The sequence below is a fragment of the Erwinia sp. JUb26 genome (assembly GCF_003751505.1).
In the GTDB taxonomy this organism is placed as follows: Bacteria; Pseudomonadota; Gammaproteobacteria; order Enterobacterales; family Enterobacteriaceae; genus Erwinia.
Window position 1 is genome coordinate 570,315 of sequence record NZ_RJVB01000002.1, and the last position, 21,590, is coordinate 591,904.

Consider the following 21,590-nt stretch of genomic DNA (forward strand, 5'->3'; position numbering starts at 1 on the left):
AAGGCCGGTTTAATTCAGGCAGTCATTACTGGTAGGTAATTTCGTAAGTTGCGTAGCTGTTAACCACACCGGTCGTCACAGTCGACGGGGTGCTTGATGCGTAGCCCACGATGTAAGTGAACCGGGCACCGTCCTGCACGGCAGTCGCATCACCGGATACTTTCGGCTGGGTGCTGTCGCCCGGGATGATTTTGTTGGTCAGCGCGGTGGCGCTATCGGTAGCCAGAACCAGCTGGATGTTTTTCGCACCCGCGGCTTCGGTGTTCGCCAGGTAGCCCTGCTGCTTGCTGGTCGCGCCAGCCAGCAGGTTACCGCCGGTCCAGTTCACGCCCAGCTTGGTCAGATCGTCCTGCGCGGTGCCGTCAGCGGCCTGGCAGTTAGACACGTCGATGGTGAAAGATTTTGGTTTCAGCAGGGTATCCGCCGATGCGCCTTTCACTTCCGTTAAGGTCACCGGAGACAGATAAACATTGGCATCGCTGCCCTGGCCATTAACGGAAACAGTACAAGAAACATCGGTCACTTTACCGAAGAAATTAACCTGACCACCACCTACATTCTGGTCAGCCGCATTAGCTGCAGACAGGCCTAAAAACGCAGTCGCCATCGCGGCGGAAAGAATTACCTTTTTCATTGCTTATCCTTGTCGGAGAGAGTTATTTATCAATTAGCCAACAGCGGTCCTGCACAAAGTCGTCGACTTTTTGCCATACGTATTTGTGCAATGGTGAATAGAAACTTCAACTGACCGGAAGCCGCAAGATTAAGGCGTCAGATAGCGAGCCTCGTTAAGGAGGTTTCGTTAATACTGTCGGCGTCAAAGAATGCTATTTCGGCGACAAATATACATTTATTCACATCTTAATGGCGGCTGCTTTAACAGCGAGCGGCTATTAATTTTTAAGGAACAATAGATATGATGAATGATAAAGATCGGCGAATTTCGTCAGAGATTTAAGGTGGAGTGGGATAACGCAGACAATTTGGTAATGCAGGGGCGAGTAAGCGTGAGGGCGTTGTCACTCAGCAGGCAGCCCGGGCGGACTGCCTGCATTAACACCTTATTCGCGCTTAAATTTACCCGTAAGACCGCGCAGCCGGTCGGCCGCCGCCATCACGAAGATAAAGAAGACCGGCACGAAGAACACCGCCAGGATCGTCCCGGTAACCATGCCACCGAATACCCCGGTGCCGATAGCGTGCTGGGTCGTCGCGCTCGCGCCCGTGGCCAGCATCAGCGGCACCACGCCGAGGGTAAAGGCCAGCGAGGTCATCAGGATCGGCCGCAGACGCATGCGGGCGGCGCGCAGCGTCGCGCTGACGATATTGCCCTCTTCGCGATAAAGCTGGCGGGCGAACTCAACGATCAGAATGGCGTTCTTCGCCGACAGGCCGATGATGGTGATCATCCCCACCTTAAAGAACACGTCGTTGGACATCTCGCGCAGCAGCACCGCCGCCACGGTTCCCAGCAGCCCCAGCGGCACCACCAGCATTACCGACAGCGGGATGGTCCAGCTTTCATACAGCGCCGCCAGCACCAGGAACACCACCAGCATCGACAGCAGCATCAGCATCGGCGCCTGTGAAGCCGACTGCAGCTCCTGCTGCGACTGACCGGTCCACTCGACGGCAAACCCCGTCGGCAGCTCTCCGGCCAGCCTCTCCATTTCGGCCATCGCATCCCCGCTTGAATAGCCCGGCGCGGCGCTACCGGCCAGACGGAAGGCGGGATAGCCCTGATAGCGAATCAGCTGCAGCGGCGAGGTTTGCCAGTCGGCCTGCACGAACTCCGACAGCGGCACCATACCGCCGCTTTTATTGCGCACGTAAAGCGAGAGCACGTCCTTCAGATGCATGCGGAACGGCGCATCGGCCTGCACAATCACCTGCTGAATACGTCCACCGTTGGGGAAGTCGTTAACGTATGACGATCCCATCGCGCCCGACAGCGTCTGGCTGATATCGCTAAAGGTCACGCCCATCGCTTCGGCTTTCTGACGATCGATACGCAGGTTAATGCTGGTGCCGTCGGGCAGGCCGTCAGGATACACATCCTGCACGACGGCACTGCCAGCAGCCGCGCCCAACAGCATATGCAGCGCCGCCATCTGAGTTTTATAATCGTGCCCGGCGCGATCCTCCAGCCGCAGCGTGAAGCCGGTAGAGTTGCCCAGCTCGGCGATGGGCGGCGGCAGCAGGCTCATCACCGTCGCATCGGGAACAGAGGACATGGCCTCCTGCACCCAGGCCGCTTCTCCCTGTGCCGTTGCGCCGGATCGCTCACCCCAGTCTTTCAGCATGGTAAAGGCCAGCGCGGAGTTGGAGCCCGATCCGGCAAAGCTGAAGCCGAGGATCGACAGGTTACGATCGATCCCAGGACGGTCGGCGATCAGCGCCTCCAGCTTTTGTACCACGTCGGTGGTGCGCTCCGTCGTCGCATCGGAAGGCAGCTGAAGCGAGGTAATAAAATACCCCTGATCCTCTTCCGGCAGGAAAGAGGACGGCAGGATTTTAAAGCCGAAGGCCAGCACCGCGCAGAGTACCGCATACAGCAGCATCATCCGGCCGGTTTTTTTCAGCAGGCGGCCCAGCCACGAGGCATAGCCGGAAGACAGCCGATCGAAACCGCGGTTGAACGCGCTGAAGAAACGCCCTTTATGGTGAGATCCCGGGGTAACCGGCTTCAGCATCGTCGCACAGAGTGCCGGGGTCAGCGTCAGCGCCAGGAAGGCGGAGAACAGGATCGACACCGCCATCGACAGGGTAAATTGCCGGTAGATTATCCCCACTGAGCCGCTGGCCAGCCCCATCGGGATAAACACGGCGGTCAGCACCAGCGTAATGCCAATCACCGCGCCAGTGATTTCGCGCATCGCCTTTTCCGTCGCTTCGCGCGGCGACAGCCCCTCTTCCGCCATCAGGCGCTCAACGTTCTCCACCACCACAATCGCATCATCAACGATGATGCCGATCGCCAGCACCATGCCGAACATCGTCAGCACGTTGATCGAAAAACCGCTCAGCATCATCACGGTGAAGGTGCCCAGCAGTGCGATCGGCGCAACGATGGCCGGAATAAAGGTGTAGCGAACGTTCTGCAGGAACAGAAACATCACCAGGAAGACCAGCACCATCGCCTCGATAAAGGTATGGATCACCTTCTCGATGGAGATTTTAACGAACGGCGCGGTATCAAACGGCACGGAATAGCTCATCCCTTCCGGCATGGTACTGGCCAGTTCGGCCAGCCGTGCCTGTACCGCCGCCGAGGTTTTCACCGCATTGGCACCGGGCGACAGCTGGATCGCCGCCGCCGTAGACGGCACGCCGTTGTCGCGGATGGAGAAGGAGTAGGTTTGCAGCCCCAGCTCCACGCGCGCCACGTCGCCCAGCGTCACCCGTGAACCGTTGGTGTTCGCCTTCAACACGATCTGACGGAACTCCTCCGGCGTACCCAGCTGGCCGCTGACGGTCAGCGGGTACGCCGAACGCTGGCCGTCAATCGTCGGCGAATCCCCGATGCGGCCCGGCGCGATTTGCGCATTTTGCAGACTGATGGCGTTGGTAATATCGCTAATCGTCAGAGAATAGGAAATCAGCCGTGCGGGATCGACCCACACCCGCATCGCCTTCTCCGCGCCGAACGACTGCACTTTCCCCACGCCATCGATCCGACGCAGTTCCTCCGTCAGATTTCGGGCGAAATAGTCGCTCAGGTCGGCCTCGGTAAAGCGCCCCGGTGCCGAGTTCAGCCCGACAATCATCAGAAAGTTCGACGACGCCGCCTCAACCGTCAGCCCGTTTTGCCTGACCGTCTGCGGCAGCCGTGACTCCACCACCTTAATCTGGTTCTGCACGTCGACCTGGGCCAGCTTGATATCGGTGCCCGGCTTAAAGGTCACCGTGATCGTCCCCATCCCCGAGGTGTCGCTGGAGGATTCAAAATAGAGCAGATCGTCCACGCCGGACAGCTCACGCTCGATCAGGGAAATCACCGATTCGTTCATGGTCTGCGGCGTAGCGCCGGGATAGTTCACCGTAATCGACACGCTCGGCGGTGCCACAGACGGATACTGCGCCACCGGCAGCTGTGGAATGGCGATCAGCCCGAACAGCACGATAAACAGCGCGATAACCCAGGCAAAGATCGGGCGGTTGATAAAGAATTGCGGCATCAGATTTTCCTGTACTGAGTAGAGCGGGAATTACGCACGAGGCTTCAGCGGAACGGCCGTCACCGCCATGCCTTCCTGCAGCTTGTCCTGGCCTTCGACCACCAGCCTTGCTCCGGCCTGCAGGCCACTTTTGACGATCTCTCCCTGGCCGCTTTCGCCCACCAGCTCAACGCCAACCTTCCGCGCAGCGCCATTACTATCGACCGTCCAGACATAACTGCTGCCGTTAAGGCGCTGTATCGCCTGGCCGGGTATCACCAGCCCGTCTTTCGCAAGATGTCGGGTGATGCTGACGCGGATATACATCCCCGGCAGCAGTTCACGCGCCGGATTATCCGCCACGATGCGCAGCACCACGTCGCCGGTTTCGTTATTGACGCTCACCCCGGAGAACAGCAGCTGGGCCTGCACGTCGTAAGCCTTACCGGCCTCATCCAGTAGGCTGACCTTCAGCGCATTCGGTGAGGTTTCATCGGCCCCCGGGCGGTCGATAATAGTGCGCAGCTCCGATGCGGGCAGACGGGCATCGACGTAGACCTTTTCCGTCTGCTGTACGATGGCCATCGCCTGGGTATCCGCCGCGCTGACCAGTGCGCCTTCGGTCACAAACTCCTGATCGATCCGCCCGCTGACCGGGGCTTTTACCGTGGAATACGCCAGGTCCAGCTTTTTCCGCTGCAGCGAGGCTTTGGCCTCCGCCACACTGGCCGCCGCCTGGGCGCTGTTCGCCAGCGCATCGTCAAAATCCTGACGGCTGATGGCGCCGCTATGCTGAATCTGGCTCAGCCGGTTGGCCTTCTGCTGCAGCTGGCGGTGGGAGGCTTCTGCCCTGGCCAGGGTGGCTTCCGCCATTGCCACTTCCGCACGAAACGGCGCAGGATCGATTTGAAACAGCGGCTGGCCCGCTTTCACTTCCGATCCCTGAGAAAACAGCCGCGCGGTGACAATCCCTCCCACCTGCGGCCGGATTTGCGCGGTGCGCAGGGCCACCACGCGCCCCGGCCAGCTGCGGGTTACCGAAACGTCCCCCGCCTCCAGCGAGGTCACCGTCACTTTGGTAGATTCAGGCGGCTGAGCGGCCGTCTCCTCCTCCTGCCCACAGCCGGCGATCGACAGGACAACAGCGGCCAGCAACAGCACCCGTCCTTTAATATTCATAGCGGCATAATTTCCAAAAGTTACAAGGATGAAAGGCGGCAGACTAGCGCGGTTTTATGCAGAATCGGTGGAGCGAATGTGGAGGGAGTGTGGAGACAAAAAATAAAAATTATGGCCTTAACAACCCGCTGCCGATGCCATATTGTGAGGCCCTATGAACACACAATTCCCGATCCTTGTGGTCGAAGACGAAGCGGAGATCGCTGAGATCGTCCAGGCGTATCTGCAACGCGATGGCTTTGACACACTCTATGCCGCCAACGGCGTCGACGCGCTTGAACTGCATGCGCGGCATGCCCCCTGCCTGGTGATTCTGGATATCCGCATGCCCGGCATGAACGGCTGGCAGGTGCTCTCCGAGCTTCGCCGACGCGGCAACACCCCGGTACTGATGCTGACGGCCAGCGATGGCGATACCGATAAGCTGGCCGCACTGCGCATCGGCGCCGATGACTACGTGATCAAACCGTTTAATCCCGATGAAGTGGTGGCCCGCACCCACGCTATTCTGCGGCGTGCGGCGTATCAGCAACGCCCTGCCTCGGCCGGTCCGCAGGTGCTGAAGACGCCCCGACTGGCGCTCTATCCGGAAGAGTTTCGGGTGCTGAATGCCCTCACCGGAGAAGAGCTGGGTATCGCGCTCACCACCACCGAGTTCCGCCTGTTGGCCCACCTGATGCGCTATCCGAAAAAGGTCTTCAGCCGCCTGGAGTTGCTGGAAAACTGCCTGGCCGAGGGGGAAACCCTGGAGCGTACGGTGGACAGCCATATCAGCAAGCTGCGCAAAAAGCTGGAAGAGGCCGGGATTTCAGGCATGCCCGAAAGCGTGCGCGGCCTCGGCTACCGGCTGGGGGATTAGCATGAAGGGATCCGGCCTGAGCCGCCATCTGATCGTGCTGATGACCCAGGTCACCTGCTCATCAATTATTATCTCTTTCGGCGTGTATTACGCCTGGTACGGCCTGGCGCTGCTGTTCACCAATATGGAAGAAGTGAGCTACGAGCCAACCAGCGGGGAATGGCTGCAGTTCGGCATCTCGACCGCGCTGTCGCTGGCGGTGGCGATCCTGACCGCCGTCAGATTTGCCCGCAAGGTGCTGTATCCGCTGAACTCTCTGGCCGACAGCGCGCGTAAAATCGCCGGCGGCGAGTTGAGCACCCGCGCCGAAGCCGGGGACCGCAGGCTGACGGAAACCGCCGCGCTGGTGGACGACTTTAATACCATGGCCGAGCGGCTGGAAACGGCCTCGGGCGAGATCACCACCTGGAATGCCGCCATCGCCCACGAGCTGCGCACCCCGGTGACCATCCTGCGCGGGCGGCTGCAGGGGCTGGCCGATGGGGTATTTCCGCCGGATCAGGCGCTGTTCGTTAATCTGGTGAAGCAGACCGAGGGCCTGGCGCGGCTGATTGAGGATCTGCGCACGCTGAGCCTGGCGGAAAGCGGCCATATGCCGCTGCACTACGAAGACAGCGAAATCAGCCGGGAGATTTCTGCCGTAGCGGAGCTGATGCGGCTCTCGCTGGCTGAACGCAGGCTGTCGCTGGTGCTGCGGCTGGATGATATCACCCTGTACTGCGACGCCGCGCGAATACGCCAGGCGCTGCTGGCCCTGCTGGACAATGCGCGGCGCTACGCCACGCCGGGGATCGTGATGGTGTCCTGTTTCCGCAGCCCTGAGGGCGTCACCATCGCGGTAGAAGATGAGGGGCCGGGCATTCCGGCCGAAATCGGCAGCACCCTGTTCAATACCTTCACTCGGGGCGATCAGTCGCGCTCACGGGAAAGCGGCGGCACCGGGCTGGGCCTGGCGGTGGTTCAGGCCATCGCCAAGGCCCACGGCGGAAAAGCACGCTGTGAAACCAGCGAGCTGGGCGGCGCGGCGTTTACGCTGACTTTCCCGGAGAGCTAACGTTGTCGTGTGCTAGCCGCAGCCCAGCAGGCGTAAAAACTGCTGTGACAGCTGTGCGCCCAAATCGGTGCCGCGCAGATCCTCGCTGACCACCAGATTATCCACCGCGCCGTGCATGCCGTGGTACATCAGCATCGCCGTCAGGCGCGGGTTGTCCAGCTGCCATGCCCCCAGCGCGATGCCTTCGTTAAGCAGGGCCAGCACCTGATCCAGTACCGTATCGCGATCCTGATTGCCGCGCGTGGGGTAGTGGTGATCGTGATACAGCGCATCATGCACCGCCATGCTGTCCAAATACGCCGCCACGCCGCTGTTGCACCAGGCGTGCAGGCGGGCAACCGCATCGTTCGCCGGGCAGGCATCCATCGCCAGCTGGATCCGGTCGATAAACTGGCGGGTAAAGCGCTCGCGCAGCGCGCCCAGCACCTCAATTTTTGACGGAAAGTAGTGGTAGAACGTACCCTTCGCCACCCCGGCATCGCGCACAATCTCACTGACCGTGGTGGCCTCAAACCCTTTACTGATAAAGAGATTCTCGGCGGCGTCCATCAGTTCGTCCAGCCGAACCTCAGCCGGTTTCGTGCGCGGCTGCGGCCGTGTATTTTCCTGTGGTGAATTCATTTTTGCGTCCCATTTTGCCCGGCTGCCATCGTAACCAATGTCCCTTTCCTTGACCAGAGAAGCGCAAAATCCGCGGTACCATTTAATTGACCGACGGTCGGTCGATAACTATATTGAGAATCGTTATCAATAAAACCGACAGGATCACGGAGACGTTATGCATAGCTTACGCCGGGTTTCGCTGGTGGCAGCCATCTGCCTCGGCACCTTTATGACTTCGCTGGATATCAGCATTGTTAACGTTGCGCTGCCCGCGATGCAGACTGCGCTGAATACCACCCTGTCCGGGCTACAGTGGGTGGTGGATGCCTATGCGCTCTGCCTTTCCGCCTGCATTCTCTCCTCCGGCCCGCTCAGCGAGCGTTTTGGCCATAAGCGCGTATGGCTGTGCGGCATCGCCCTGTTTACCGTCGGCTCGGCCCTCTGCGCGCTCGCCGGATCGCTGCCCGCGCTGCTGGCGGGCCGGGTGGTGCAGGGCATTGCCGGAGCGGCGATTATTCCGGGTGCATTGTCGCTGCTCACCCGCGCCTTTCCCGATGAACTGCAGCGCATTCGGGTGATTGGTATCTGGTCGGCGGTCAGCGCCCTGTCGCTGGTTGCCGGTCCGCTGCTCGGCGGCATACTGGTGCACATCACCCGCTGGCCGGCGATCTTCCTGATCAACCTGCCCATCGGGATCGTCACCCTTCTGCTGGGCCACTACGGCCTGCGTGAAAGCGCCTCGAGAGCACGCCTGTCGCTGGATCCGGCCGGGCAGCTGCTGAGCGTGCTGTGGCTGGGCGCGCTGACCTATGGCCTGATTGCCAGCGGAGAGCACGGCTGGCGCAGTCCGCTGAGCGCCGGTTCACTGCTCGCCGCGCTGCTGCTGTTTGCCGCATTTTTGCGGGTAGAGAAATTCGCCCTCCGCCCGCTCCTGCCGCTCGATATGTTCCGCAACGCTGACTTTACCGTCTGCAATCTGGCCTCGGCGGTGCTCGGTTTCTCCGCCTACAGCAGCGTGTTCTTTGTTTCCCTGTTTTTGCAACAGGCGCAGGGATGGAACGCGCTGGAAACCGGCTGGCGCATGGCCCCGGAGTTCGTTGCCATGGCGATGCTGGCGATGGCCTTTGGCCGCCTGTCGGCCCGTTTCAGCGTGCTGATGATGGCGGTGGTGGGCTACGCGCTGATGGCCGTCGGCCTGCTGCTGATGTCTGAGCTTGAGGCCAGCAGCCCGGCTCTTTTCGTTGCCCTGCTGCTGGCGATACTGGGCGCGGGCATGGGCCTGGCGATGCCCGCGACCAGCGCGCTGGTAATGCGCACCGCACCGGCGGAACGCACGGGGATCGCCTCAGCAATAATGAACGCGCTACGGCAGGCGGGTATGACGCTGGGTATTGCTCTGCTGGGAACGCTGATGAACCTGCATGCCCAGAGCGTGCTTGCCGCCAGCCTGCGGACCGCCCGCTTCAGCCAGCCGGAGGCGCTGGCCCACGCGGCGATCGTTGAGCATCGCTGGCCCGCTGGCGTGGAAGGTGAAAAGCTGATGAGTGAGATAACCCGCGCCGTTGCCAGCGGCTTCGGCAGCGCAATGCTGTGGGCCGGGCTGGTCAGTCTGGCGATGGCGATGCTGCTGATGGTTCGGCATCCTCGCTTCCGCCAACGTTCTGCCGGAAAGGCGCTTGCCTCGGATGCCGCACAGGATTGATCCGTCATCTTCCTGAATGACGCCACAGGCTAAGGGGCGAGTGCGCTTGCCGCTACCATGGCAGACAGTTATCCGGTTTATCACGCGACAGGATTAAGCCGGGTGCTGGGTGCCGGTCAGCACCGGCATCGACTCCCGCATCATCGCCAGAAACATGCGCAGCCTGGCGGGATAGTAGCGCGCGTGAGGATAGACCAGGTAAACCGGCAGCGCCGCCGCCTGCCACTGAGGAGCCAAATGCAGCAGTTTGCCTTCGGCGAGATCCTGCTGCACCATCCAGGACGAGGCGATGCCGACGCCCATCCCAGCCAGCACGGCATTGCGCAGCGCATACAGGCTGTCGGTCATCAAACGCGGCTGAATATCAAAGCGCTGCACCTCGCGGCTGGTATCGTGCGTCAGCGATACGCTGTGGCGATAGAAGGTGCTGAGTGCCAGCCAGGGCAGATCCTGCAGCTGCTGCGGCTGTTCCGGCAGAGAACGATCGCCGAGCAGCGCGGGTGAGGCGATGACGATCCGCGGCACTTCGGCCACCAGAACCGCCACCACCGACGGTTCGGTCACCGGCCCAACGTGCACCGCGCAGTCGATGCCCTCGGCAATAAAGTCCGGCGTGCGGTCACTCAGCATCCAGTCCACGGTCATTTTTGGATAACGCTGCAGGTAGGCCTGAAGCGGGGCAATCATCTGATCCTGGCCGAAGGCATGCGGGGCCAGCACCCGCAGCACGCCCTGCGGCTCCTCCGTCACGCCACGCAGATCGTCCTCAATCCCCTGCCAGCTTTCCAGCAGCGTACGCGCGTGGGCGTAACAGCGTTCACCGTCCTCGGTCAGCTTCATCACGTGGGTATTACGCTGCAAAAGCTTCAGGCCGAGAAGCTTTTCCAGCGTTTGCAGGCGACGGCTGACGGTCGGCTGGGTGGTCGACAGGCGCAGCGCGGCCGCAGACAGGCTGCCTGCTTCAACGATGCGCACAAAAGTCTGCATCAGCTCTATACGATCAACGCCGGGTAAAATGTCTTTGCTCATACGCCTATCGTATAACAGTTCTACCTGGCGGGCGACTACCAACCGTCATCTTAACCGGGAACAATAGCGCCATCTTCTGACGACACGAACAACGGGTAATAACCATGTCAACGCAAACTCAATCATCGAACGACGAACGCCCTCTGGCGGCCTCAACCGTGCTGATGCTGGCCACCGGTGCCGGATTCAGTGTGGCGTCTATCTACTATAGCCAGCCGATGCTGGAAATTTTATCCGGCCAGCTTCACGCCAGCGTGACCACCAGCGGCCTGGTGCCGACCCTGACGCAAATCGGCTATGCGCTGGGGATCCTGCTGCTGGCCCCGCTGGGGGATCGCCACGATCGTCGCACCATTATCAGCATCAAGGGCCTGTTGCTGACCCTTGCGCTGCTGCTCAGCGCCGCTGCCGGTAATATCACCGTGCTGCTGGTCGCCAGCCTGGCGGTGGGGATCGCCGCCACCATGGCGCAGGATATCGTCCCGGCTGCCGCCCATCTGGCACCGGCATCGCAGCGCGGCAAAACCGTCGGTACGGTGATGACCGGGCTGCTGCTGGGGATCCTGCTCTCTCGGGTGGTCAGCGGCGTGGTGGCGCAGTACGCAGGCTGGCGCACGATGTTTATTCTCGCCGCCGTGCTGGTGCTGGCGATTACTCTGGTCCTCTGGCGTCGCCTGCCGCATATCGCGCCGAGCACCGCGATGAGCTACCCGGATCTGCTGGCCTCAATGCGCCATCTGTGGCTGCGCCACGGTGAACTGCGCCGCGCCGCGCTGGCGCAGGGTCTGCTGTCGATTGGCTTTAGCGCCTTCTGGTCTACGCTGGCGGTGATGCTGCATAACCATTACGGTTTGGGCAGCGCCACGGCGGGTGCGTTTGGTCTGGCTGGCGCAGCAGGTGCGATGGCTGCACCGCTGGCGGGAATGCTGGCCGATCGCCACGGCCCGGCACTGGTAACCCGGCTGGCCACGGCGCTGGCAACCGTTTCGTTTGCTGCGCTGTTCCTGCTGCCTCTGCTGCCGGTTCCGGCTCAGCTGGCGCTGATTGTTATCTCTGCTCTCGGCTTTGATTTTGGCGTACAGGCCACGCTGGTTTCCCATCAGACGCTGATTTTCGGTCTGGAGCCTGCGGCACGCAGCCGTCTGAACGCGCTGATGTTCACCGGGGTCTTTATCGGTATGGCCGTTGGTTCTGCGCTGGGCAGCCTGATGTTGGAACGGGCGGGCTGGCCGGGCGTGGTGGCGCTGCTGACCGTCGCCGGTGCCGGAAGTTTTGTGGTGAGAATGTGGGGCCGCAGCGCGGAGACTCGGGACGCGATAACGGCGGCAAAATAGTCGGGAAGCGGATGACGTATGAACTCGTCATTGAGATCCCAATTACGTCGCGGAAGGCCGCGATAACTCAAACAGTGCGAACCCTTTTATCGGGTTCGCATTTTTTTATGAATGCTTAGTCAGCCCATCAGCCCATCAGCCCATCAGCCCATCAGCCCATCAGCCCATCAGCCCATCAGCCCATCAGCCCATCAGCCCATCAGCCCATCAGGAAATTTTCAGGTCGCCGTAGGCTGCCGTCCAGTCCTGATCGAAGCGCTGCAGCGCGCTGTCCACCGCCGGATCGAGCAGGAACAGCTCGGCCACATCCGGATCGACGGTGATCGCCTCGCATCCTGCCAGCATGCAGTCCAGCACCTGGCGCGGCGTGCGGAAGCTGGCCGCCAGCACTTTGCTCTGCGGGCAGTGGAGCGAGAGCAGCTTTTGCAGCTCTCTGACCAGCATAATGCCGTCGCCGCCCTGGGCATCCACGCGGTTAACGTAGGGTGCGATATAGCTGGCTCCGGCCAGCGCGGCGTAAAAGCCCTGCCCCGCACCGTACACTGCGGTGCCCAGCGTTGGGATATTCTGCTGCGTCAGCGCTTTGATCGCCGTCAGCCCGTTGTGTGTTACCGGCACTTTCACTACCAGCGACGGGACGATTTCACGCAGGTGCAGCGCTTCATCCACCATTGCGGCGGCATCATGGGCGATAACCTGAGCAAACAGCGTGCTGTCGGCAGGCAAAATCGACACCAGTTCCTGCAGCACGCTGCTTAACGGGCGCTTGCTGCGTGAAACGATGCTTGGATTTGTCGTTACGCCTTTAATCGGCAGAACGGCCGCCAGACGTTTGACTGCCGCAACGTCAGCAGTATCTAAATAGAATTCCATGGTGACCTCCGGTGCATACTACGATTCATAATCAAAAGTTTCATATGCAATATATTTTTATTTCATTGAAAAATAAATCTGTATCTTTGTATAAAATGCGATCGCTATCACATTGTATAAAACTGCCAAAATAAACAATAAATAGCTGTTTTTTATCATTTTTATTAAGAGATGAGGTAAAAATCTTTATATGCTGAAAGTGGAGTTCGCAACAGTCGAAGGTTTCGAAACAAAAGAAAGAAACTATGAAAGAAATTGCCCGTATTAACCGCCAGTCATAAAATCGCCCAGCGCGCCCGAGTCACCTGTCAGGCGGTCAGGCGGTCAGGCGGTCAGGCGGTCAGGCGGTCAGGCGGTCAGGCGGTCAGGCGGTCAGGCGGTCAGCACCTTGACTCCCTGATGGGTCAGGCTGTCAACAAACTCCCCGGAAAGATGCCGATCGGTGATAATCGTATCAATATCGCCATGCTTCGCCACATTATAGGGGTAAAGTTTGCCAAATTTGGCGGACTCGGCAATCACGAAGTTCTGCACCCGTTTTTCAATCGCCAGCCGGATATTCTCAGCGCGCATCACGTCGCGGCCGGTAAAACCGTGTTCCGGGCTGTAGCCATCAATACCAATAAACACCTTGTTGAAGTTGATGTTATTGATACACAGATGCGTCAGCGGCCCCACCAGGCACTCGCTGCGTTTTTGCAGCACGCCGCCGATTAACACCACTTCCTGATGGCAGTTCTTCAGCTCGTTTGCGACATAGACGCAGGGCGTAATCACCGTCACATCCAGCCCGGAACGGCCAATTTCGCGGGCCAGATGGGCGTTACTGCTGCCCGCTTCAATAAACACCGTGTCGCCCTCGCAGAGCAGTCCCAGCGCGCGCTTCGCCATCGCCTCTTTGGTACTGAAATTACTGCTGACCCGCTCGCTGAGATCGTTAAGCGACACCGCATAGCCGTGGGTACGGGTCAGGTAATTCAGCTTTTCCAGCTCGACCAGATCCTTGCGAATGGTCACGCCGGATACCGCGAACTGCTGCGCCAGGTCCTGAATGCTGACCTTCCCCTTTTCTTCCACCCGATCCAGAATCAGCCGCTGCCGCTCTTTCATCTTATCCTCACAGTGCCGCACCGCTGGCAGCGAAAAAAGTTTCATTAGTAAATAATGACTTTCATATTATGAAACCCCAGTGACGATAACAATCATCGCGAGTCGGTCTGCATCGCAAAAACGACAGAAAAGCGGCACAAAGGTGCAAAATTCGCCTCTTTTTTTTTGCATCTTTTCCGACGAAAATAGCGGATGATTTTTCTACTTCAGGGCATGGAACCGTGATTAAAATGATCGCCGTCGATATGGACGGCACCTTTCTTTCTGACCAGAAAACCTATAACAAAGCCCGTTTTTTGGCGCAGTATCAGCAAATTAAACAGCAGAACATCCGATTTGTGGTGGCCAGCGGCAACCAGTATTACCAGCTGATCAGCTTCTTCCCGGAAATCCGTGAGGAAATCGCCTTCGTCGCCGAAAACGGTGCCTATATCATCGATCGCGATGAAACCCTGTTCTGTGGCGCGCTCAGTGAAGATCGCGTGCAGCGCGTGCTGGCGGTGCTGTCGGCGTTTCCGGATGTTCACGTGGTGGTCTGCGGCCCGCGCAGCGCCTGGATGCTGGATTCCTCACCGGACGCGCTGGTGAAGCTGATGTCCAAACACTACCACCGCCTTGAAATGCGCGAGAGCTTTGACCACCTGAATGAAAGCGTCTTTAAGTTTTCACTGAATCTGCCGGATGAGAACATCCCCGAACTGATGGCGCACGTCGGCCACGCGCTGGACGGCATTGTCACCCCGGTTTCCAGCGGCTTTGGCTTTGTCGATCTGATTATCCCCGGCGTACACAAGGCACATGGCCTGGCGCTGCTGCAGCGGCAGTGGGGCATTGCCGATGAGGAAGTGGTGGCCGTCGGCGACAGCGGCAACGATATCGAGATGGTGGCGCATGCGGGCTTCGGCTTTGCGATGGCTAACGCGCAGCCTGCGGTCAAACAGGTTGCGCGCTACCACACCGAGAGCAATAACGACGAGGGGGCGCTTAACGTTATCGAGCGCGTGCTGACTCACAGTGCGCCCTTCAGCAACTGATTCGCTATTCAGCGCCTGCACAAGCTGGCGCTTCCAGCTAAATCGACAGCCATCATCCGGGCAGCCTGAACGACGCGCTTTACCGTCCTTGGGCGATAAATCTCAGTTTCCGCGGCCAGGGCTGCCCTCATCCCAGCGCCACGCCCCCTCACTCAGAACATTAGCTCAGCTCAGTTCCTCACGCAGCCGATCGAGCGAGTCGTCCTGCAGCTGCTGATAGAGCGCAAACTCATCCTGCACCGCGCAGCCCAGCGCCTGCTCAAACGCCGCCTGGCTGGGATTGCCGCTGCTGACGCTGCTGGTATCGCTGCCGAGGTTGGACTGGAAAATCCCCGCCGCGCTGACCGGCAGAAAATCCTCGTAGATGATCGGCTCGGCAATCACCGCGCCGCTGGCAATCAGCGCCTCCAGATCCTGCCCCGGCTGCGCCGCAACGCCCGGATTGCGCCGGTAGCGGTAGTAGGCCAGCGCCTGCTGACGCAGTTCGGCATCGCTGTCGGGAAACGCGGCAAACACGGCACTAAGGTGCTGCTGATGGGCGACGTTATCGCTGAACTTCTGCACGGAGGCTTCACGCAGCAGTCGATCGTACAGCTCACGCCCCCTGCGGGTCAGCGCCACGCCGCGCTGTTCGATTTCGCCAAAGCGGGCGGTGTGAGTGCCCTGCTCGCGATCGGAAAAACGGATCTCTTCATTCAGTGCCTTAAAACTGGTCTGCCGCAGCAGGATCGGACAGCGGCGGCGCGGCGGGCCTTCGATGACCTCTTTCGGGCTGATGCCGTACTCCGGCATCAGCTGCTGCACGCGGTCGATATCCAGCGTACGCGGCGTCAGGTGGTTGATGTGCGGCCCGCGGAAGCAGGCGACATCGGCAATCAGCCGGTGCTGGGCCAGCAGCGCATTGTAGGTGGGCAGATCCACCGCCGCCTGCTGGTGCCAGCGGAAGGTTTCCAGCGCTTCGTGGACAAACTCGTCGGCCTCGCTCTCGCTGAAGCCCCCCTGCAGCGGCCACAGAACGAGAAGCTCACGCAGGCGCGGCGTGTAGATATCGCGGCCGGCCAGCACATCGGCCACCCGCTGACGCAGGGCCGGATCCTCAATCAGCTCCAGCCGCAGCAGCGAGGTAAAAACGCGGAAGGGGTTGATTAGCAACGAGGCTTCACTGACCGGGCGGAAGGCGGTGGAATGCACCGGCACGCCAGCCTCAGAGAGATCGTAATAGCCCACCGCCGACATGCCCATCACCGCAAACAGCTGGCGCATGGTGGCCAGCTCGGCCGCGGTTCCCAGACGAATCGCACCGTGGCGCTCCACGCTCAGGCGATTCAGTTCTTCCGGGGATAATGCGCTGCAATCCCGCGCGGATTCCTGCTGATTCACTTCCCGTACCAGCTGGAGCAGCGTGCCGTACTGCGGCACTTCCGCCTGGTACATCGCCGACATGGCCTTCGAAAAACGGTCGCGTATCCGGTCGGCACTGATAAATCTGTCACTCATTGCAGCTCTCCTGAAAAAGCTCAAATTATCCCACTGGCAGCATAGTCACCCCGCCGCAAGTTGAGTACCGTTTGCATCACAGATTATCAATATTGTGAATCAGCCCCGGAAGGCGGCTATTATCATCGCGGTCATTTCATTTCAGGGAGAATACCTATGCCTCAACCCCGCATCGGCGTTGGCGTACTGATTTTTCGCGACGGCAAAATCCTGCTCGGCAGGCGTCTGGGCAGCCACGGCGAGGGCGACTGGTCAGCCCCCGGCGGCCATCTGGAATTTGGTGAAACCCCGCAGCAGTGTGCTGCCCGCGAAGTGCTGGAAGAGACCGGACTGATCCTCGGTGCCACCACGCTGGGACCGTTTACCAACGATGTCTTTTACGCCGAGCAGAAGCATTACGTCACGCTGTTCGTGCTGGCCCACGCGGCCAGCGGCACACCGCAGCGCTGCGAACCGGAAAAATGCGCGGGCTGGCAGTGGTTCGATCCCGCCGATCTGCCACAGCCGCTGTTTGCGCCGCTGCGCTCGCTGCTGGCACAGGAAGGCAACCTGGCCGCGCTGGCAAAAGACTCGATTTAACACGGTGCGGCATCGGTCGCAAAAGCGTAAAAGACGTGCGAAAACAGATAGTCAGCGGCAGGGTGAAGCCGTAGAGTGAAGCTTATACTCCGCCGCTGACGAGAACCCGATGAACGCACTGACCTCGCTCCTCAATCTGCCCGCTCACCCGATTAATGATGCCGCTTACACCGAACGCTGTCGCCTTCAGCTGGCGGACTCTGGCGCGCTGGTGCTGCGCGGTTTTCTGACCCCGGCCGCGCTGGAGATCATCAAAAAAGAGGGTGAGGCGAATCAGCATCTGGCCTTCTACGCCAAAAGCCAGCACAACGTTTATCTGCAAAAAACCGATGAGACACTGCCCGCCAACCACCCGCGTAACCGCCAGGTGGTTTCCTCCAAGGGCTGTATCACCGACGAAGAGATCCCGGCGGACTCGCCGCTGCGGGCGCTGTACGACTCGGAGGAATTCAAAGCCTTCCTGTGCCGCGTGCTGGACGAACAGAAGCTGTATCCCTACGCCGACAGCCTGTCATCGATCAACCTGCACTATGCACATACCGGGCAGGAGCTGGGCTGGCATTTTGACAACTCGTCGTTTGCCATCACCCTGCTGATCCAGAAACCCGAAGCGGGCGGCGTCTTTGAATACGTCAGCCATCTGCGTGATGCAGAGGCCGGAGAGATGAATTTTGACGGCGTGGGTAAGGTGCTGAACGGCGAGCAGGAGGTACAAAAGCTGGAGATTGAACCGGGCGATCTGGTGCTGTTTCGCGGGCGCAACGCGCTGCATCGGGTAACGCCAACCGAGGGTGACATCACCCGTATGCTGGTGGTGCTGGCCTGGAATGCCCAGCCGGGTATTGCGCTGTCGGAAAGCGCCCGCATGACCTTCTACGGACGCCTGTAACCCTTAACCGGCGGCGAGCAGCGCCGCCCAGCCGCGCTGGAAAATCTGCCGGGTGCGGAACGCCACCAGCGCCTGCCAGTCGGCATCCTGCGGATTGAAGCCTTCAAAGATCTGCCATTTGAGCTGCCGTCCCTGCTCGCTTGCCAGCTCGCCGTAAAGATGCAGCCAGTGGTCGTCGCGCACCCGGCGATGCATCTCATCCCCGGCATAGGTACCGCACTCCACCACCAGCTGGATCAGCTCGGTTTTCGGCAGATTATCAAGCAGGAACTGCGACAGATAGCCGGTGGCCGTGGCGGTCACACCGGTTTCGCTGTCGCGGCCTGCGCCAGTGATCAGCACCGTCAGCCACTCGCCGAAAATCTGCCGCGCCTTGTCCAGCGCCGGATAAGGCCGTTCCGCGATCGCCAGCAGCATCGGATGCCCCCAGGCGCCCGCGCCGGTATGCAGATCGAAGCTGATAATGCGCTGCGCGTGCTGCAGATGGCTGGCGATAATCTGTTTCAGCGTCAGATGCGACCAGCTGGCCCGGCTGCCGCCGAAGAAGATGCCGTCGGCATACTGATACTGCCCGGCCTCCACAATCTGCTTCACCCCGCTCCAGCCGCGCCCGGCGCACTGTTCTGCCAGCATGGTGTCGGCGGCGGTCCGTTCAGGGCCGTTCACGTCGCGGCAGGTGTAGATTGCATGCAGTTCGCGGTACGCGGCGTTGTCCGGCGCACCGGCGGCGAAGTCGATAAAATTGCGGTTGAGGTCGGCGTTGTCTTCGTTCACCCGGCGCAAATGCGCGGTTCCCCACGGATTCAGCAGGTGAACCAGCACCACCGCCACGTCATCCGGCAGCGCCTGGCCCTCCAGCGCCTCAAGCCAGGCGATCTGGCTGTCGGAACCATAGTAGCCCTCTACGCCGTGAGTGCCGGAAATAATCAGCATCACGCGCGGCGCATCGGCGCGGCCCAGCACCGCGACGTCGGTGGAGAGCGCTTCACCGCCGGGACCGGTTAAGGGGTGGTCGTAGCGGGTTACGCTGCCGCCGTTGCGCGCCACCGCCGCCAGAAAGCGCGCCCGCTGCGCGGTGAAATCAGGAAGAGCTGTCGTGGTCATCACTTATTCCGGTAGCTTGTAGACGTCAAAGCTAAAGTACTTCTTCGCTAACTTATCGTAGGTGCCGTTTTTGTGCAGTTCGGCCAGCGCCTGATTAATCTTTTCGACCCGAGCCGTATCGTCCTTGCGCAGGCCAATGCCGATGCCTTCACCAAAGTATTTCTGGTCGTACATCGGTTCCCCGGCGATATGATAGCCCGCGCCCTGCGGCGTTTTCAGGAAGCCGGTTTCGGCGGCGGCGGCGTTAATAAAGGTGGCATCCAGGCGTCCCGAGGCCAGATCCGGGTAGATTTCCGCTTCGTTCTGATAGCTCACCACCTGCACGCCCTGCGTTTCCCAGACGCTCTTAGCAAACGCCTCCTGGGTGGTGCCCTGCGCCACGCCGACGGTTTTGCCCTTCAGCACGGCAACATCCGGCTGCAGCTTGCTGGCTTTAGAGGTCAGCAGCGCGCTCGGCACGTTGTAGATCATATCGGTGAACAGCACCTGCTGGCGGCGCTTCTCGGTCATCGCCATCGCCGACAGGATCGCATCGAATTTACGCGCCTGCAGAGCCGGAATAATGCCGTCGTAGGCGGTCTGCACCCAGACGCATTTCACCTGCATCTGCTGGCACACGGCATTGCCCAGATCGATATCAAACCCCTGTAGCGATCCGTCCGCCGCCTTGCTTTCAAACGGGGTAAAGGTCGGATCGACGCCAAAGCGCAGTTCTTCCGCAGCCTGCGAGGCAGTGCTGAAGGCGGCCAGCAGGGCCAGCGCGGTAAGGGTGAGTTTTTTCATGGTAGATCTCCGGATTAATCAGGCGTTTATCCCCAAGTAATACCATGATTAATCGCGGAGAAATAAGGTTTTTAGCTTATAAAGCAGGGCCGATAATTAGCAGGGGTGATATTCACCCCTCGGGATACATCTCCATCAGACGGCGGGTTACGCCGTTGGTCCAGCCAAACCCGTCCTGCAGCGGGTATTCCCCCCCGGCGCCCAGCAGCGCGGCATCGCCGCTGACGTTGTACTTCTCCACCATTTTATGGTGCTGCTGATAGGTTGATGACACGGTTCTCAGCCAGCGGCTGGCGATTTCATGCGCCAGGTTCTCGTCGCCGTAAATGCTGAAGCCCTTCACCGCCATCCACTGTAGCGGTGCCCAGCCGTTGGGACTGTCCCACTGCTCACCGGTCTGTTCCATGCTGGAGAGCAGGCCACCCGGCGCCAGCAGATAGTCGCGCACCGCTTTCGCCGTGCGGTTCGCCTGGTCGAGGCTCGCCATGCCGACGTAAACCGGGGTGACGGCGGCGGCGGAGAAGGTCGCCTGCTCGCCGTCGCGCCAGTTGTAGTCGCGGTACAGGCCGGTATTGTTATCCCACAGATAGTGGTTCACCGCTTCCTGGCGACGGTGCGCCAGCTGCTGATAGCGTTCGGCGGTCGCCTCGTCGCCCCTGGCCGCTGACAGACGGGCAATCGCCATCTCCAGCTTGTAGAGGAACGCGTTGAGATCGATAGGGATAATGCTGGTGGTCTGAATGCTGGCCAGACGCCCCGGTTCGCTCAGCCAGCGCGAGGTATAGTCCCACCCCGACGCCGCTCCGGCGCGCAGATCGCGATAGACTTCGCTGGACGGGCGCGATGAGTCACGCGCGGTTTCCACGTCCTCAATATAAGACTCGTCACGCGGCGTATCGCGGTCGTCCCAGTAGCGGTTCAGCACCGCACCGTCCGGCAGCATCACTACGTGGCGATAAGCCTGGTTCGGCTCCAGGTTTTCCCGCCCGTCCATCCAGAAAGCGTATTCGCTTTTGAGATGGCGAAGATAGCGCTGCGCCTCGTTGACGCCGTTCTTTTCAAACAGCTCCACCATCATCGCAAAGACCGGCGGCTGCGAACGGCTGAGGTAGTAGGTGCGGTTACCGTTGGGAATATGGCCGTAGCGGTCGATCATCCAGGCAAAGTTGTCCGCCATATTACGCAGCAGATCGCAGCGCCCGGCGGCGGCAAAGCCCAGCATGCTGAAGTAGGAATCCCAGTAGTAGGTTTCGCCAAAGCGACCGCCGGGAACCACGTAGGGTTTCGGCAGCGGCAGCAGCGAGGAATATTCACAGTGCTGTTTCGGGTGACGGGTTAATACCGGCCACAGTGCATCAATATGTTCCGCCATGGTTTTTTCCGGGTCAGAAACATAATGGCTTTCATTGACCTGCGGCAGGTCGAAGTTTTCCAGCACGAAGTGAAGCAAATTAAAATCATCGCGTTCACGTGCCAGATAATAACGAAACATAATACGTTCCGGATCGAATTTTGGCGCACAGTCGGCAAAGGTTTTACTGTCGCTAAAAATACGCGATGTTTGCACCGCAACGAACAGTTCCTGATAGCGGTCTGAGGGCGTCAGGATATCGGAAACCGGCAGCCCACGGATATGCTCCGGCTGTGGCTCCATGACCGCTTCTGGGCCAGCTTCATAGTCGAGATACCAGTTCTCAAATTCGCCGGGGATGTTGTTTATCGTTTCAGTGTGATTGAAAGTGATAAAAGCCTCCTGCTGTCGGATATTACCGACAGAATTCACATGATGAATTTATCGTACTGC

At 60.1% G+C, this 21,590-nt stretch carries 18 protein-coding genes; 7 read left to right on the forward strand and 11 right to left on the reverse strand.

What is annotated here, in order from left to right:
- Positions 1 to 25 precede the first annotated feature (25 nt).
- The 3 genes from EC836_RS07735 to EC836_RS07745 all read right to left on the reverse strand — a co-directional run bounded on the left by EC836_RS07735 (position 26) and on the right by EC836_RS07745 (position 5,336).
- Complete coding sequence (locus EC836_RS07735; protein WP_123331735.1) at positions 26 to 634, reverse strand: fimbrial protein; 609 nt, start codon at positions 632 to 634, stop codon at positions 26 to 28.
- 427 nt (positions 635 to 1,061) lie between these two features.
- Complete coding sequence (locus tag EC836_RS07740) at positions 1,062 to 4,178, reverse strand: efflux RND transporter permease subunit (RefSeq protein ID WP_123331737.1); 3,117 nt, start codon at positions 4,176 to 4,178, stop codon at positions 1,062 to 1,064.
- Between the two features lie 30 nt (positions 4,179 to 4,208).
- Complete coding sequence (locus EC836_RS07745) at positions 4,209 to 5,336, reverse strand: efflux RND transporter periplasmic adaptor subunit (protein ID WP_123331739.1); 1,128 nt, start codon at positions 5,334 to 5,336, stop codon at positions 4,209 to 4,211.
- Positions 5,337 to 5,490: 154 nt separating this feature from the next.
- On the opposite strand from EC836_RS07745, the gene EC836_RS07750 reads away from it, so the two are divergent.
- Together EC836_RS07750 and EC836_RS07755 are read left to right on the forward strand one after the other, a co-directional pair.
- Complete coding sequence (locus tag EC836_RS07750) at positions 5,491 to 6,195, forward strand: response regulator (RefSeq protein WP_123331741.1); 705 nt, start codon at positions 5,491 to 5,493, stop codon at positions 6,193 to 6,195.
- Between the two features lies 1 nt (position 6,196).
- Positions 6,197 to 7,249 carry an ATP-binding protein gene (locus EC836_RS07755; RefSeq protein WP_123331743.1) on the forward strand — a complete coding sequence of 351 codons (1,053 nt, stop codon included), beginning with the start codon at positions 6,197 to 6,199 and terminating at the stop codon, positions 7,247 to 7,249.
- A 12-nt stretch (positions 7,250 to 7,261) separates the two neighbouring features.
- Here the strand turns inward: EC836_RS07755 and EC836_RS07760 are convergent, their stop codons facing one another.
- Positions 7,262 to 7,870 (reverse strand): TetR/AcrR family transcriptional regulator, encoded by a 609-nt coding sequence (locus EC836_RS07760; RefSeq protein ID WP_123331745.1) that lies wholly within the window; start codon positions 7,868 to 7,870, stop codon positions 7,262 to 7,264.
- A gap of 157 nt (positions 7,871 to 8,027) precedes the next feature.
- Between EC836_RS07760 and EC836_RS07765 the strand changes: the two genes are divergently transcribed.
- On the forward strand, positions 8,028 to 9,554 hold the full coding sequence (locus EC836_RS07765) for an MFS transporter (RefSeq protein ID WP_123331746.1): 1,527 nt from the start codon (positions 8,028 to 8,030) through the stop codon (positions 9,552 to 9,554).
- A gap of 93 nt (positions 9,555 to 9,647) precedes the next feature.
- Here EC836_RS07765 and EC836_RS07770 read toward each other — a convergent pair whose 3' ends face one another.
- Positions 9,648 to 10,583: a LysR family transcriptional regulator gene (locus EC836_RS07770; protein WP_123331748.1), complete on the reverse strand. Its 936-nt coding sequence runs from the start codon at positions 10,581 to 10,583 to the stop codon at positions 9,648 to 9,650.
- A 104-nt stretch (positions 10,584 to 10,687) separates the two neighbouring features.
- Here EC836_RS07770 and EC836_RS07775 point away from each other — a divergent pair, with 104 nt between their 5' ends.
- Complete coding sequence (locus EC836_RS07775) at positions 10,688 to 11,917, forward strand: MFS transporter (RefSeq protein WP_123331750.1); 1,230 nt, start codon at positions 10,688 to 10,690, stop codon at positions 11,915 to 11,917.
- Positions 11,918 to 12,124: 207 nt separating this feature from the next.
- Here EC836_RS07775 and fsa read toward each other — a convergent pair whose 3' ends face one another.
- Both fsa and EC836_RS07785 read right to left on the reverse strand, forming a co-directional pair.
- On the reverse strand, positions 12,125 to 12,790 hold the full coding sequence (gene fsa / locus EC836_RS07780; protein WP_123331752.1) for a fructose-6-phosphate aldolase: 666 nt from the start codon (positions 12,788 to 12,790) through the stop codon (positions 12,125 to 12,127).
- A 372-nt stretch (positions 12,791 to 13,162) separates the two neighbouring features.
- Positions 13,163 to 13,900, reverse strand: coding sequence for a DeoR/GlpR family DNA-binding transcription regulator (locus EC836_RS07785; protein WP_158612774.1), 738 nt, complete (start codon positions 13,898 to 13,900; stop codon positions 13,163 to 13,165).
- A 230-nt stretch (positions 13,901 to 14,130) separates the two neighbouring features.
- Between EC836_RS07785 and EC836_RS07790 the strand changes: the two genes are divergently transcribed.
- Entirely contained in the window at positions 14,131 to 14,934 is an 804-nt protein-coding gene (locus EC836_RS07790; RefSeq protein WP_199735093.1) for a Cof-type HAD-IIB family hydrolase, read from the forward strand.
- 165 nt (positions 14,935 to 15,099) lie between these two features.
- Here EC836_RS07790 and EC836_RS07795 read toward each other — a convergent pair whose 3' ends face one another.
- Positions 15,100 to 16,431, reverse strand: a complete 1,332-nt coding sequence (locus tag EC836_RS07795) for a VOC family protein (RefSeq protein WP_123331758.1) — start codon at positions 16,429 to 16,431, stop codon at positions 15,100 to 15,102.
- Positions 16,432 to 16,587: 156 nt separating this feature from the next.
- Between EC836_RS07795 and EC836_RS07800 the strand changes: the two genes are divergently transcribed.
- Together EC836_RS07800 and EC836_RS07805 are read left to right on the forward strand one after the other, a co-directional pair.
- The gene (locus EC836_RS07800; protein ID WP_123331760.1) at positions 16,588 to 17,010 is read left to right on the forward strand and encodes an NUDIX hydrolase; all 423 of its coding nucleotides are present in this window, start codon (positions 16,588 to 16,590) and stop codon (positions 17,008 to 17,010) included.
- 109 nt (positions 17,011 to 17,119) lie between these two features.
- On the forward strand, positions 17,120 to 17,899 hold the full coding sequence (locus EC836_RS07805; RefSeq protein ID WP_123331762.1) for a 2OG-Fe(II) oxygenase: 780 nt from the start codon (positions 17,120 to 17,122) through the stop codon (positions 17,897 to 17,899).
- A 3-nt stretch (positions 17,900 to 17,902) separates the two neighbouring features.
- Here EC836_RS07805 and EC836_RS07810 read toward each other — a convergent pair whose 3' ends face one another.
- The 3 genes from EC836_RS07810 to treF all read right to left on the reverse strand — a co-directional run bounded on the left by EC836_RS07810 (position 17,903) and on the right by treF (position 21,530).
- Positions 17,903 to 19,003 carry a DUF2817 domain-containing protein gene (locus tag EC836_RS07810; protein WP_123331763.1) on the reverse strand — a complete coding sequence of 367 codons (1,101 nt, stop codon included), beginning with the start codon at positions 19,001 to 19,003 and terminating at the stop codon, positions 17,903 to 17,905.
- Positions 19,004 to 19,006: 3 nt separating this feature from the next.
- On the reverse strand, positions 19,007 to 19,786 hold the full coding sequence (locus EC836_RS07815; protein WP_123331765.1) for an ABC transporter substrate-binding protein: 780 nt from the start codon (positions 19,784 to 19,786) through the stop codon (positions 19,007 to 19,009).
- Between the two features lie 112 nt (positions 19,787 to 19,898).
- Positions 19,899 to 21,530, reverse strand: a complete 1,632-nt coding sequence (gene treF / locus EC836_RS07820; protein ID WP_255416838.1) for an alpha,alpha-trehalase TreF — start codon at positions 21,528 to 21,530, stop codon at positions 19,899 to 19,901.
- Positions 21,531 to 21,590 lie beyond the last annotated feature (60 nt).